General features: G+C 70.3%; 12 protein-coding genes. 6 read left to right on the top strand and 6 right to left on the bottom strand.

Annotation, left to right across the window (positions count from 1 at the left end; translation table 11 throughout):
• Positions 1-403: 403 nt before the first annotated feature.
• The gene (locus ACFVYX_RS32815; RefSeq protein WP_281392946.1) at positions 404-538 is read right to left on the bottom strand and encodes a hypothetical protein; all 135 of its coding nucleotides are present in this window, start codon (positions 536-538) and stop codon (positions 404-406) included.
• 1,075 nt (positions 539-1,613) lie between these two features.
• Here ACFVYX_RS32815 and argC point away from each other — a divergent pair.
• Genes argC through ACFVYX_RS32790 form a run of 5 tightly spaced genes read left to right on the top strand, consistent with a single transcriptional unit; the run spans position 1,614 to position 6,474 of the window.
• Positions 1,614-2,642: an N-acetyl-gamma-glutamyl-phosphate reductase gene (argC, locus tag ACFVYX_RS32810; RefSeq protein WP_389685121.1), complete on the top strand. Its 1,029-nt coding sequence runs from the start codon at positions 1,614-1,616 to the stop codon at positions 2,640-2,642.
• A complete protein-coding gene (argJ, locus tag ACFVYX_RS32805) occupies positions 2,639-3,805 on the top strand; it encodes a bifunctional glutamate N-acetyltransferase/amino-acid acetyltransferase ArgJ (protein ID WP_389685120.1) in 1,167 nt (388 codons plus the stop codon). The genes argC and argJ overlap by 4 nt, the downstream gene beginning before the upstream one ends.
• Positions 3,802-4,722 (top strand): acetylglutamate kinase, encoded by a 921-nt coding sequence (argB, locus tag ACFVYX_RS32800; RefSeq protein ID WP_389685119.1) that lies wholly within the window; start codon positions 3,802-3,804, stop codon positions 4,720-4,722. Before argJ ends, argB begins: the two co-directional genes overlap by 4 nt.
• Entirely contained in the window at positions 4,722-5,936 is a 1,215-nt protein-coding gene (locus tag ACFVYX_RS32795) for an acetylornithine transaminase (RefSeq protein WP_389685118.1), read from the top strand. The genes argB and ACFVYX_RS32795 overlap by 1 nt, the downstream gene beginning before the upstream one ends.
• 7 nt (positions 5,937-5,943) lie before the next feature.
• Positions 5,944-6,474 (top strand): arginine repressor, encoded by a 531-nt coding sequence (locus ACFVYX_RS32790; RefSeq protein WP_389685117.1) that lies wholly within the window; start codon positions 5,944-5,946, stop codon positions 6,472-6,474.
• A gap of 189 nt (positions 6,475-6,663) precedes the next feature.
• On the opposite strand, the gene ACFVYX_RS32785 is transcribed toward ACFVYX_RS32790, so the two are convergent.
• The 5 genes from ACFVYX_RS32785 to ACFVYX_RS32765 all read right to left on the bottom strand — a co-directional run bounded on the left by ACFVYX_RS32785 (position 6,664) and on the right by ACFVYX_RS32765 (position 11,227).
• Positions 6,664-8,340 (bottom strand): ABC transporter ATP-binding protein, encoded by a 1,677-nt coding sequence (locus ACFVYX_RS32785; protein WP_389685116.1) that lies wholly within the window; start codon positions 8,338-8,340, stop codon positions 6,664-6,666.
• Positions 8,341-8,438: 98 nt separating this feature from the next.
• Positions 8,439-8,870, bottom strand: coding sequence for a lasso peptide biosynthesis B2 protein (locus ACFVYX_RS32780; protein WP_389685115.1), 432 nt, complete (start codon positions 8,868-8,870; stop codon positions 8,439-8,441).
• Positions 8,867-9,187 carry a lasso peptide biosynthesis PqqD family chaperone gene (locus tag ACFVYX_RS32775; protein WP_389685114.1) on the bottom strand — a complete coding sequence of 107 codons (321 nt, stop codon included), beginning with the start codon at positions 9,185-9,187 and terminating at the stop codon, positions 8,867-8,869. Before ACFVYX_RS32775 ends, ACFVYX_RS32780 begins: the two co-directional genes overlap by 4 nt.
• Positions 9,188-9,199: 12 nt before the next feature.
• Complete coding sequence (locus tag ACFVYX_RS32770) at positions 9,200-11,041, bottom strand: lasso peptide isopeptide bond-forming cyclase (RefSeq protein WP_389685113.1); 1,842 nt, start codon at positions 11,039-11,041, stop codon at positions 9,200-9,202.
• A 75-nt stretch (positions 11,042-11,116) separates the two neighbouring features.
• Positions 11,117-11,227, bottom strand: a complete 111-nt coding sequence (locus ACFVYX_RS32765) for a keywimysin-related RiPP (RefSeq protein ID WP_389685112.1) — start codon at positions 11,225-11,227, stop codon at positions 11,117-11,119.
• 633 nt (positions 11,228-11,860) lie between these two features.
• On the opposite strand from ACFVYX_RS32765, the gene argH reads away from it, so the two are divergent.
• Positions 11,861-13,288, top strand: a complete 1,428-nt coding sequence (gene argH / locus ACFVYX_RS32760) for an argininosuccinate lyase (RefSeq protein WP_389685111.1) — start codon at positions 11,861-11,863, stop codon at positions 13,286-13,288.
• Positions 13,289-13,298: the final 10 nt, after the last annotated feature.

Here is a 13,298-nt window from a genome sequence, read left to right as displayed (position 1 = left end):
AGCGAACGGGGACGCCCCCGAAGTCGACGGCCGCATCTCCGAAACGAACGGGGACACCCCCCGAAGCCGATGGCCATGCCCTCGAAACACCACACGGGATGAGGAAATGAAGACATACGGCAGGGGTGAATCGAAAGAATGAAATGCCAACATTCGCGAGAATTGGAGGGACCCGAGATTCGACAGTTTCCCGATTCGGGAATCGGGATCCGGAATTCATCGGGTTCCGCAAATAGGAGAGGGATGTATGCTGGCAGCTGATCGCCAGTTCCGGGAAGCCGGACAGATCGCTCGGTCCATAAAAGAGTCGGGCCCCACGCCTCTGTTGCACGAGATCGTGGGGCCCCCGGTTCCGGACCTGGGATGGGCTCGGCCGTGGCATCGGCCGGGCCCATCGTTTCTGCTAGTTCAGCTGCCAGAGCTTGTACACCCAGTACGCGGCCTGGCTGGCGCGCGCGATCAGGATGCATATCTGGACGGCTGACTGCCGCTTGGTCCGGTCCGGCTTGGTTCCCTCGTCGGGGTTCCTGCCGGACACCGAATCACCTCCTCCCGGTAGACCAGCTGAAATCCACCGGAATTCTTGGAGGGGTGTCTCGACAGTAGCAGAATCACGCCTACTGAAAAGCGGCTCCCTGAATGCGGCACCCATGCGACGCGGCTAATAGTGAGAGCTGTCCGGCGGCGCCGAGGCGTGGGTAATAGCTGGCTCGCGCTCCGGGCAAGTCTCGGCGTGGTTCCGGTTACGGTCTCGGCGCCGAGCCAGTGATCTTGGTTAGATTCCGAGCGAGGAGGGCCGGGCGGGCCGGGCGCTCCAATCGGCCACGGCGTTGGTCATGGGTTGCTGTCGATCCAGACCGTACGGCGCTCGGTGTTGAATACGTGCCAGATGCAGTCGCCGGTGGTCATCTCGATCTGCTGGCGGACGAGCCGCTTGCCCCGGTGGACGCTGCAAGCTAGATCGCCCTTGAGCCGGTTGTGGCGCTCGGGGTGCGCGTGGCCGGGGCCAGTACGGTCCGCATCACGAGCCGGGAAGATCCGCTCGCGCGTATCTGTGCGGGACCGGCGGCATGGGCTATCGCGACTCTGCCCTGTTCGCCGCCCAGAACGTCGCAGTGATCCCGTTCAGGGCGCAGACCACTAGCATTTGGCCCTCCGGTCGCCAGGTCAGTGACGTGTGGGCCCTGGTCTCATTCGGCCGCAGCCCATTTTCAGGCCCTGTCGGTCGGCGCCGTGCCGACGCCGCGGACACCGATCAGCGCGCAACTTGAAGACACTGCCGGCCTCCGTGGGCGGCCGGGAGTGGAGCCGTGGTGGCCGGGGGCGGACCGGGAGTCCGGTTTCACGTATCGGTGGCCTGGGATGTACCGCCGATCGTCCCCAGTTGTGTACGACTCCGTTGCGCACCACCGCGTACGACTTCCTCGCGCAAGGCTCTCCGGCTGCACAGCTGCTCTGGCTACACAGCGCTACGTGGCCAAGGTGTGCCAACTAGCACTCTCCATGTGCCAACAAAAATTCTCGGTCACAACCGGGGTGCGGGCCCCCTCCGTACGTCGTTGCATAAAACTGCGGAGCGACGTATAGTCATGCCATCCATGAGGAGGGTTTCGATGACGGTACGAGTAGCAGTGGCGGGTGCGAGCGGATACGCGGGCGGAGAGCTCCTGCGTCTTCTCCTCACTCACCCCCACGTGGAGATCGGTGCCCTGACCGGCCACTCCAACGCCGGCCAGCGGCTCGGGGCGCTCCAGCCCCATCTGCTGCCGCTCGCCGACCGCGTCCTCGTGCCCACCACCGCCGACGAGCTCGCCGGGCACGATGTGGTCTTCCTCGCCCTGCCGCACGGACAGTCCGCCGCCGTCGCCGAGCAGCTCGGCCCCGACGCCCTCGTCGTCGACATGGGGGCCGACTTCCGGCTGAAGGAGCCCGCGGACTGGGAGACGTACTACGGCTCCCCGCACGCCGGGACCTGGCCCTACGGGCTCCCCGAACTCCCGGGCGCCCGCGCCGCGCTGGCGGGTTCCAAGCGCGTCGCGGTGCCCGGCTGCTACCCCACCGCCGTCTCGCTCGCCCTCTTCCCGGCGTACGAGAACGGTCTCGCCGAGCCCGAGGCCGTGATCGTCGCCGCCTCCGGCACCTCCGGCGCCGGGAAGGCGGCCAAGCCGCACCTCCTCGGCAGCGAGGTCATGGGCAGCATGTCTCCGTACGGCGTCGGCGGCGGCCACCGGCACACCCCCGAGATGATCCAGAACCTCAGCGGACCGGCGGGGGAGCGGGTCACCGTCTCCTTCACGCCGACCCTGGCGCCGATGCCCCGTGGCATCCTCGCCACCTGCACGGCCGCCGCGAAGCCCGGCGTCACCGCCGAGACCGTACGGGCCGCCTACGAGAAGGCCTTCGCGGACGAGCCGTTCGTCCACCTGCTTCCCGAGGGGCAGTGGCCGGCGACGGCGTCCGTCTACGGTTCCAACGCCGTTCAGGTACAGGTCACCTACGACGCGGCGGCGAACCGGATCATCGCGATCAGCGCCATCGACAATCTCACCAAGGGCACCGCCGGCGGCGCGGTGCAGAGCATGAACATCGCCCTCGGTCTCCCCGAGGACACGGGTCTTTCCACGATTGGAGTTGCGCCGTGAGCGTGACCGCAGCGAAGGGATTCACGGCAGCGGGCATCGCCGCCGGGATCAAGCAGAACGGCAACCCGGACCTGGCCCTCGTGGTCAACACCGGGCCCCGCCGCGCCGCCGCGGGAGTCTTCACCTCCAACCGCGTCAAGGCCGCCCCCGTCGTCTGGTCCCAGCAGGTCCTCGCCGACGGCGAACTGACCGCCGTGGTCCTCAACTCCGGCGGAGCCAACGCCTGCACCGGCCCGAAGGGCTTCCAGGACACCCACGCCACCGCCGAGAAGGTCGCCGAGGTCCTGAGCGCGCAGGGCACGGACGTCGGCGCCGGCGAGGTCGCCGTCGCCTCCACCGGCCTCATCGGCGTCCTGCTCCCCATGGACAAGCTCCTCCCCGGCGTCGAGAAGGCCGCGGCCGAACTCTCCGAGCACGGTGGCGAGAAGGCCGCCATCGCCATCAAGACCACCGACACCGTCCACAAGACGGCGGTCGTCTCCCAGGACGGCTGGACGGTCGGCGGCATGGCGAAGGGCGCCGGCATGCTCGCCCCCGGGCTCGCCACCATGCTCGTCGTCCTCACCACCGACGCGGACGTCGACGCCAAGGGTCTCGACGACGCCCTCCGGGGTGCCACCCGCGTCACCTTCGACCGGGTCGACTCCGACGGCTGCATGTCCACCAACGACACCGTGCTCCTCCTCGCCTCCGGCGCCTCCGGCGTCACCCCGGCGCGGGACGCGTTCACCGAGGCCGTACGGGCCGTCTGCGACGACCTCGCCCGGCAGCTGATCGGCGACGCCGAGGGCGCCAGCAAGGACATCCGCATCGAGGTGGTCAACGCGGCCACCGAGGACGACGCGGTCGAGGTGGGCCGGTCCATCGCCCGTAACAACCTCCTCAAGTGCGCCATCCACGGCGAGGACCCCAACTGGGGCCGGGTGCTCTCCGCCATCGGCACGACGGCGGCGGCCTTCGAGCCCGACGAGCTCAACGTCGCCATCAACGGCGTCTGGGTCTGCAGGAACGGCTCCGTCGGAGAGGACCGGGACCTCGTCGACATGCGCTACCGGGAGGTCACCATCACCGCCGACCTCGCCGCCGGCACCGAGTCCGCCGTCATCTGGGCGAACGACCTCACCGCCGACTACGTCCACGAGAACAGCGCGTACTCGTCATGAGCGACCCCCAGAACCCCGAGAGCACGACCCGGAAGCACACCGCGCTCCCCAAGGCCCAGATCCTCATCGAGGCCCTGCCCTGGCTGACCCGCCACAACGGCAAGACCGTCGTCATCAAGTTCGGCGGCAACGCCATGATCGACGAGGACCTGAAGGCCGCCTTCGCCCAGGACGTCGTCTTCCTGCGCCAGGCCGGCCTCAAGCCGGTCGTCGTGCACGGCGGCGGCCCCCAGATCAGCGCCGCCCTCGACCGGCACGGCATCGTCAGCGAGTTCAAGGCGGGCCTGCGGGTCACCACCGAGGACGCCATGGACGTCGTACGGATGGTCCTCGCCGGCCAGGTCCAGCGCGAGCTCGTCGGGCTCCTCAACCAGCACGGCCCGCTCGCCGTCGGCCTCACCGGCGAGGACGCCCACACCATCACCGCCACCAAGCACCGGCCGGTCATCGGCGGCGAACAGATCGACATCGGCCGGGTCGGTGAGATCACCTCCATCGACACCGGCGCCATCCAGGCGCTCCTGGACGACGGCCGGATCCCGGTCATCTCCTCGATCGCCCGCTCCCAGGACGACGGACATGTCTACAACGTCAATGCTGATACGGCGGCTGCGGCACTCGCTGCGGCGCTGGGCGCCGAGACGCTGATGGTCCTGACCGACGTCGAAGGCCTCTATGAGGACTGGCCGAACAGCGACGAGGTCATCAGCCGGCTCACCGCGAGCCAGCTGGAGAAGCTGCTGCCCGAGCTCTCCAGCGGCATGGTCCCCAAGATGGAGGGCTGCCTGCACGCCGTACGGAACGGGGTCACCACGGCCCGCGTGATCGACGGCCGGGTCCAGCACTCCATCCTGCTGGAGATCTTCACCGACGAGGGCATCGGCACGATGGTCGTGCCGGACGGACAGGGGGACTGATGAGCGGCACCACGGAGCCCGGCAACGAGCAGCTGACCCAGCGGTGGCAGGGCTCGCTCATGAACAACTACGGCACCCCCCGGCTGCCCCTCGTCCGCGGTGAGGGTGCCAAGGTCTGGGACGCCGACGGCAACACGTACCTGGACTTCGTCGGCGGCATCGCCGTCAACGCCCTCGGCCACGCCCACCCGGCGGTCGTCGAGGCCGTCACCCGGCAGATCCAGAGCCTCGGCCACGTGTCCAACCTCTTCGTCGCCGAGCCGCCCGTCGCCCTCGCCGAGAAGCTCCTCGCCCTCTTCGGCCGGCCCGGCAAGGTCTTCTTCTGCAATTCGGGCGCCGAGGCCAACGAGGCCGCGTTCAAGCTCGGCCGGCTCACCGGCCGGTCCCACATGGTCGCCACCGACGGCGGCTTCCACGGCCGGACCATGGGCTCCCTCGCGCTCACCGGCCAGCCCGGCAAGCAGACCCCCTTCCTGCCGCTGCCCGGCGACGTCACCCACGTCCCGTACGGCGACGCGGAAGCCCTGCGCGCCGCGGTCACCGAGGACACCGCGCTTGTGATCATCGAGCCGATCCAGGGCGAGAACGGCGTCGTCGTCCCGCCCCCCGGCTACCTGAAGGCCGCCCGCGAGATCACCCGTGCCACCGGCACCCTCCTCGTCCTCGACGAGGTGCAGACCGGTATCGGCCGCTGCGGCCACTGGTTCGAGCACCAGGCCCACGAGGGCGTCGAGCCTGACGTCGTCACCCTGGCCAAGGGCCTCGGCGGCGGACTCCCGCTCGGCGCGACCGTCGCCTTCGGTCCCGCGGCCGACCTCTTCGCGCCCGGTCACCACGGCACCACCTTCGGCGGCAACCCGGTCGCCTGCGCCGCGGGCATCGCCGTTCTCGACACCCTCGGCGCCGACGCGGCCCTCGACCACGTGAAGGCGGTCGGGGAGCGGCTGCGGCAGGGAATCGAAGGTCTCGGGCACCCGCTGGTCTCCCACGTCCGTGGTGCGGGCCTCTTGCTGGGTATCGTGCTCACGGAGTCCCTCGCACCCCAGGTGCAGCAGGCGGCTCAGGACGCCGGCCTCCTGGTGAACGCGCCCGCCCCCGATGTCGTACGGATCATGCCTCCGCTGGTCCTCACCGACGCCGAGGCGGACGCCTTCCTCCAGGCCCTGCCCGGGGTCCTCGACGTGGCGAACGGGCAAGGACGAACCGGAGAATGAGACGACGATGACCGACGCGCAGGAAAATGAGCACGGCGGGCCGTCCGTTCCGCAGACCCGTACCGCACGCCACCGCAGGATCGTCGACATCCTCAACCGGCAGCCGGTGCGCTCGCAGAGCCAGCTCGCCAAGCTCCTCAGCGACGACGGGCTGAGCGTCACGCAGGCGACGCTCTCCCGCGACCTCGACGAGCTGGGCGCGGTGAAGATCCGCAACACCGGCGGCGAGCTGATCTACGCGGTGCCCAGCGAGGGCGGTTTCCGCACGCCGCAGGCCCCGCTCGGCGAGTCCGCCAAGGAGGAGCGCATGCGGCGCCTCTCCGGCGAACTGCTGATCTCCGCCGAGGCGTCCGCGAACCTGGTGGTCCTGCGGACCCCGCCGGGCGCCGCCCAGTTCCTCGCGTCGGCCATCGACCAGGCCGAACTCCACGCCATCCTCGGCACGATCGCGGGTGACGACACCCTGCTGCTCATCAGCCGCGATCCGGTGGGCGGTCAGGCGCTCGCCGACCACCTGCTGAAGCTGGCGCAGCAGTAGGGCGCGACCTCAGAAGCGCGTGATCGCCGTCGGACCGCCCCGCGTTCCGACGGCGATGTGCTCGCGCGCGGCAGGGGGCTCTTCCGCGGGGAGGGGCGCGCGGTACGGGGCTGAAGAAGACGGGCTGCTGCTCGATGAAGTCCCGTATCCGGCCTTCGACGCGTTCGTCTGCCTGTCCCGTGCGGTGGATCATCGGCCCACCCGTTGCGCGCGGGACAGGAAGCGGTAATGGTCGTTCGTGCCCAGGAGTTCGTCGTGCGTACCGGTGGCGACGACCCGTCCGCCCTCCAGGACGACGATGACGTCTGCCGCCCGGATGGTGGAGTACCGGTGCGCGATGACCAGCAGGGCGCACTCACGTGACACACGCCGGATCGAACGGCGCAACGCCTCCTCGCTCACCGCGTCCAGATGGGCTGTCGGCTCGTCGAGCAGCAGCAGTCGGGGCCGCGTGAGCAGCGCGCGTGCCAGCGCGATCCGCTGGCGCTCCCCGCCCGACAGCGCCGCGCCGTGCTCGCCGGCCTCCGTGTCCAGACCGTGGGGCAGCCTGGCCACCAGGGCGGTCAGGTGCGCCAGCTCGATCACCCGCGCCAGCTCGTCCGGGTCCGCGTCGGGCGCCGCGTACAGCAGGTTCTCGCGCAGCGTTCCGTACAGGACCGGGGAGTGCTGCTCCACGAGACCGATGCGCCCCCGGTGCTCCGCCCGGTTCACGGCCCGTATGTCCTGGCCGTCGAGGAGCACCCGCCCACGATCCGGGTCGTAGAAGCGTTCGATGAGCGCGAAGACCGTGGACTTGCCGGCGCCCGAGCTGCCGATCAGCGCGATGTGGCCGTGCGGCGGCACCCGGAACGAAAGATCGCGAAGCACCGGCCGACGCGCGTCGTACCCGAACCACACGTCGTCGAACTCGAGGACGGGCGTTCCGTCGCCGACGGGTCCGGGCGGCCTGCGCACCGGGCGGGTGGTGTCCTCCTCGCCGGGCAGGCCGAGGACCTCGTTGATCCTGCGCAGCGCACCCATGCCCTGCTCCATGGTGCTCATGGCCTGGAAGAGGGCGCCGACGGGCCCGACCAGATACAGCATGTAGAGCAGGAACGCCGCCAGATCGGCGACGGAGCCCTCCCGCCCGGCGACCCGTACGCCACCGATGAGCAGGACCACCAGGAACGAGCCGTTGAGCGCGAGGCCGATGGCCGGCGCCACCACCGCGTCGAGCCGACCCATCCGCACGCCCGCCGTGTACGCCTGCGTGGCCCGCGCCGCGATGCGGTCGGCCTCCCGCCGTTCGGCCCGGCTTGCCCGGACGGTACGAATGGCGCCGAGCGCCCGTTCCAGCTCCGCCGTCATGGCGCCGGTCGCCTCCTGAGCGCGGAACGACGCCGTTTCGATGCCCCGCAGTACCGAGGCGACGGCCAGTGCGCCGAAGGTGATCACGGCGGCCACGATGAGGAAGAGCGTCCAGTCGAGCCAGATCATCAGGGCGATGACGCCGGCCAGCCCGATGGCGCCGGTCACCGCGTCCGTGAAACCCTGGGCGATCAGCAGCCGCAGCGCGGTGCTGTCGTTGCTGGTGCGAGAGATCAGATCTCCGATGCGGTGGCGGTCGTACACGGCCATGGGCAGCCGCAGCACATGCTCGACGAGACCGAGCCGGACGCCCAGGACGATGCCTTCGCCCGTACGGGTCAGGACGTACTGGGCGAAGCCCTGGACCAGTGCCTGGGCCAGGAACAAGGTCACGAGCAGCACGACGAGGAACCCGATCGGGCTTCCGGACGAGGTCGCCTCGATCACTTCTTTCACCAGCAGGGGCTGGGCCAGGCCGAGCGCGGACGCGCCCAGCGTCAGCAGCACGGCGAGGCTCACCCATCGCCGGTGCCCGTCGAGCAGGCGAAGGACGTCCCGGGGCCCGGCCCGGCGGGGCTCAGGTGTCGCGTGCGGCTTCACGGCTCACTGCTCGCGGCTCAGGGGTTACGGGCTGACGGCACGGTCAGCAGGGTGCGGAAGTAGTCAGGCGGGTACTCCTCGCCCACCGGTACCCCCTCCGCCTCCACCCACGCGTGCGCCCCGAAGGGCGGCAGCCGCCGCGCGCCCACGCACCAAGTGGGCCACTGGCCGTGCACCCGGCACAGCAGGGCCGTCGCGAGGGACCGGGGGAGGCACCCCTCCCGTCCGCCGCACGCCAGGCTCACCGAGACCACCGTGTCCCGGGCCGCCCGAGCCTCGTCGACGGTGGCCGGACGGGCTCCCCGGCGGAGCCGGCACAACACGGTCCGGATGCGCCGGGGGCGCTGCGTGGCCAGGAGCCGCGCGGCGCCCACGACGAGCCGGACGAGGATCCGGCGCCGCAGCGGCACCGAGCGCGGGTCGTGGGCAATGGCTTCCGACGTGCTCACGGGGCGTTCCTCTCCGGCGGCCGCCGGCGCAGGCGTTGCCGCATCGGGGGCCGTTCGCCGTTCTGTTCGGCCAGACCGGACGCGCACAGCTCACCCACCAGTTCCCGGACGTCCTGGTCCGCGCTGTCGGCGTCCACGTCGAATTCTTCGGTGAGCGTGCGAACGGCATCGGACGGGGTGCCGCCGTCCAACAGCGTCCGCAGGACGACGGCGGCGGTGGGATTGAGGGTCCAGTACCGGTCGTGGTCCTCGTCGAGGAGCGCGATCCCGTAGTCGGTCTCGGCCGTGTGGACGCCGTCACGCAACTTGAACGTCATGAGCCATCTCCCTCAGCCAGGAACGGTGGCGGTTTCCCGCGCGCGGAGCCACATCTCGCACGCGGCTGTCTGGTACAACCCGTCAAAGGGCAGGGTCGGGGGCAGTGGCCGGCTGCACACCTCGCGGAACGCGTGCGCGTCGATCAGGCCCAACCGGCCCAGCCGGGAGTCCTCGCACAGCGCCAGCAACTCGGCACGGTGCTCCCGCAGCCCCACCTCGACCTCATGGGACCCCTCGTCCTTGGTGTGGCGGGTCAGGCTCTCCTCAGGAACGATGCCGCGCATCGCTTCGACGATGAGCGGCTTGAACCGCCAAGGGGTGATCCTGTCCTGTGGCCGTACCGCGAGGCCCGCTTCGATCACCCGGTCGTCGTAGTACGGCGCGGAGATCGCGAGCCCGAATCGGCCGGCCACCTCGCCCAGCTGTCTGACCGTGCGGGAAATGGCCGCCATGCCCGCCAGCTCGACGTGCTGTCCACGACTTCGAGCCAGGGGCTCGGTGGCACGGGCCGCGGTGCGGATCAGACCTCGCACCGCCTCGACGGCATCCTCAGTCGCCCACGGTGGCAGCCGCGGTGGTGCTCCCCAGTCGAGTGAGGGGCTCTCCATCGGGGGCGGCGCGTCGGTGAGCTGGTCGCCGGCCCCGGCGAGCCAGGCCCGGTAGGGGCGGTTGTCCCACAGCTGCCGCAGCGTTGCGCGGTACGGCCACGGGCGCTGGGCGGCGAAACCACGCACGCGCTGCAACGCGAGCTTGGGGTGTGTACGCATCAGGTCATGCAGGTGCGCCGGCGATCCGGCGAGCAACTCGTCCCCGCCGAAGCCGGTCAGGTGCAGCGCCGAGCCGCGCTCGGCGGCCAGCCGTGGGATGGCCAGCCACCGGCTGAGAAAGGCGGCGGCGGGGCACGGCTCGTCGAAGAGGGTGTCCACGTCCGCCAGGCCTTCGTACACCATCGGATATCGGTCACCGGCGATGACGTGGTGTTCGACGCCCTCCAGGCCGTCGACCGTGCGGCGGGCCCAGATCACGTCGTCGCCCATGGGGTCCCGGCCGTCGGCCGTGTAGGCGATGACCTCGGCGCTGCCGCGGGCCGCGAGAGAGCACACCGAGGTCGAGTCGAGACCACCGAGGTCGCAGCTCACGACGGACCGGCCGCGCACCCGGGCGTCGACCGCGGCGGACAACGCCTCGCGCAGCGCCGGTGCCCCCTCGGCCATGGGCACCACCGGCTCGGGAGGGGTCCACCACGGGACGGTCCGACTCCGGCCTTCGCCTTCGAGCAGGAGGTAGTGGCCGGTCGGCACAGCGCTCACTTCCCGCCACACCGGGTCGCCCGCGAGCGGGTACAGCGAGAACGAATTCAACAGCCGGACCGCCAACCGCTGCTCGTCGACCTCCGCGTCGAGCAGATCGGCCAGCACGTCCGCTCGGTCGGCGGCCAGCACGGCACCGCCGATCCTGGCGTGGAACACGCGCCGGAGGCCGGTGACGCTGCCCTGGACGCGAACGCACCCGGCGACCGAAGCGACCAGGTGCGAACTTCCGACCAGGGACTCGGCAAGCCCGTCGAGGTCGGCGACCGTCTTCAGGCGGCCCGCTGCTCCGGCCAGCCTGTCGACGGTGACCGCGTGTTCACCGACCACCGCGATCTTTGCCCGGCCCGTCTCACCGACGGCCATGGTGCCGGGAGACCAGCGGCCGAGCAGCCAGGGGCGCCCCGACGGGTGACTGACCTCCTGAAGCGCCCTCACCGCCGTCCGGTCGCGCAGGGCGGCGCTCATCCGGTCCGCGGCGGGGGAGTCGGGGAGGGCGACGAGCCAGCCCGGAACCTCGCCGGGGGCAGGAATACCGGCCATGAGTAGCCCTTCCTGGAGACCGGACGGGAGGCGGCGGGATCACGCCGGACCCTCACCGCCACCCGGGAATGTTCCTCAGAAGCTAAACCTGAGGACAAGGAGCTTTTCGGGTCCCCTGTCGGTACCCAGGCCGGTCTTGCGGAAAGAGCCGACCATAGTCAGCGTCGGACGCTCATAGGCACGCATGTCGTCTCACCTCTTCTCCGCACGCGGGTGGTGCGTCGGCAGTAAATGCGGAGCCCACTCTTGCCTCTTCAACTGTCCTGGCCTTCAACTGCCTTGGAGAGGGGAGTGCGAGTTCCTTGTGATTCCAGCCTAGACTTCTCCAGCCATTTGCGCACGATTCTTTTGCAATGGAATGGGTCGGGCTCCGGAGTCGGTCCGCGCGGTGTGATATCCCGCTGTTTAAAGCGGGACTGTGGAGAATTCGCGGGTGATGATGCGGCCTTAGACAATTGATTTTCTGACAATTCGGTGTTCAACGTCAGCCGGATTGCCGGGGCGGCGCCGGGCACAGCGCCCCTGTGCGCCGGCACCGCCTGTGTCCCGCGTCACGCTGCGACCGCGCGAACAGATTGACGAAACATACGGAGCACTGCATACTTATGCCCATCGCCCCGTGGTCGAGCGTGTCGTACCGCGTACTCCGACGGACCGGGCACCACCGTCGCCATCGGCTGGATCGCCGAGGAGGCGGGTGCCGAGGTCGCCGACGCCGTGGACGACGGCCAGGGCGATCGCCGCCGAGCGTGACCTCGCGCACGCGGTAGTCGTTCCACGGCCGCCATTCGGTACATCTACCTCCTGAGGAGCACAGCAGTGAGCAGCAACAACGGTGATGTCCGGCTCTGGGGCGGACGGTTCGCGGACGGTCCCGCCGAGGCCCTGGCGAAGCTGTCCGCGTCGGTCCACTTCGACTGGCGGCTCGCGCCCTACGACATCGCCGGCTCCCGGGCCCACGCGCGCGTGCTGCACAAGGCCGGGCTGCTCACCGAGGACGAGCTGACCCGCATGCTCGCCGGCCTCGACCTCCTGGAGGCCGACGTCGCCGACGGCTCCTTCGTCGGCACCATCGCCGACGAGGACGTCCACACCGCCCTGGAGCGCGGCCTCCTGGAGCGCCTCGGCCCGGACCTCGGCGGCAAGCTGCGCGCCGGCCGGTCCCGCAACGACCAGGTCGCCACCCTCTTCCGGATGTACCTGCGCGACCACGCCCGGATCATCGGCGGCCTCGTCGCCGACCTCCAGGACGCCCTGGTCGGCCTCGCCGAGGCGCACCCGGACGTCGCCATGCCCGGCCGTACGCACCTCCAGCACGCCCAGCCCGTGCTCTTCGCCCACCACGTCCTGGCCCACGCCCAGTCCCTCTCCCGGGACGCCGAGCGGCTGCGGCAGTGGGACACCCGGACGGCGGTCTCCCCGTACGGCTCCGGCGCCCTCGCCGGGTCCTCGCTCGGGCTCGACCCGGAGGAGGTCGCCAGGGACCTGGGCTTCGAGCGCGGCTCGGTCGGCAACTCCATCGACGGCACGGCCTCCCGTGACTTCGTCGCCGAGTTCGCCTTCATCACCGCGATGATCGGGATCAACCTCTCCCGGATCGCGGAGGAGATCATCATCTGGAACACGAAGGAGTTCTCCTTCGTGACCCTCCACGACGCCTTCTCCACCGGCTCGTCGATCATGCCGCAGAAGAAGAACCCGGACATCGCCGAGCTGGCCCGTGGCAAGTCCGGCCGCCTCATCGGCAACCTCTCCGGCCTCCTCGCCACCCTGAAGGCGCTTCCCCTCGCCTACAACCGGGACCTCCAGGAGGACAAGGAGCCCGTCTTCGACTCCTGTGACCAGCTGGAGGTCCTGCTGCCGGCCTTCACCGGCATGATGGCCACGCTCACCGTCAACCGGGAGCGCATGGAGGAGCTGGCCCCGGCCGGCTTCTCGCTCGCGACCGACATCGCGGAGTGGCTGGTCAAGCAGGGCGTGCCGTTCCGGGTGGCGCACGAGGTGGCCGGCGAGTGCGTGAAGGTCGCCGAGTCGGAGGGCAAGGAGCTGGACGAACTGACGGACGAGCAGTTCGCCAAGATCTCCGAGCACCTCACCCCCGAGGTCCGCACGGTCCTCAACGTCCCGGGCGCCCTCGCCTCCCGCGACGGCCGCGGCGGCACCGCCCCCTCGGCGGTCGCCACCCAGCTCATCGAGGTCAAGGCCGACCTGGTCATCCAGCACGCCTGGGCCGAGGCCAAGAAGTAGGCCGTACGAC

Source organism: Streptomyces sp. NPDC058326 (assembly GCF_042879855.1).
Lineage (GTDB): Bacteria > Actinomycetota > Actinomycetes > Streptomycetales > Streptomycetaceae > Streptomyces.
The sequence above is the reverse complement of the archived record's forward strand: the minus strand, read 5'-3'. Positions and strand labels throughout refer to the sequence as shown.

Bases quoted from the DNA above. Each gene is read 5' to 3' on its own strand.
- ACFVYX_RS32795 (WP_389685118.1), top strand. From the start codon at position 4,722: ATGAGCGGCACCACGGAGCCCGGCAACGAGCAGCTGACCCAGCGGTGG.
- ACFVYX_RS32770 (WP_389685113.1), bottom strand. From the start codon at position 11,041: ATGGCCGGTATTCCTGCCCCCGGCGAGGTTCCGGGCTGGCTCGTCGCC.
- ACFVYX_RS32775 (WP_389685114.1), bottom strand. From the start codon at position 9,187: ATGACGTTCAAGTTGCGTGACGGCGTCCACACGGCCGAGACCGACTAC.
- ACFVYX_RS32765 (WP_389685112.1), bottom strand. From the start codon at position 11,227: ATGCGTGCCTATGAGCGTCCGACGCTGACTATGGTCGGCTCTTTCCGC.
- argC (WP_389685121.1), top strand. From the start codon at position 1,614: ATGACGGTACGAGTAGCAGTGGCGGGTGCGAGCGGATACGCGGGCGGA.
- argB (WP_389685119.1), top strand. From the start codon at position 3,802: ATGAGCGACCCCCAGAACCCCGAGAGCACGACCCGGAAGCACACCGCG.
- ACFVYX_RS32790 (WP_389685117.1), top strand. From the start codon at position 5,944: ATGACCGACGCGCAGGAAAATGAGCACGGCGGGCCGTCCGTTCCGCAG.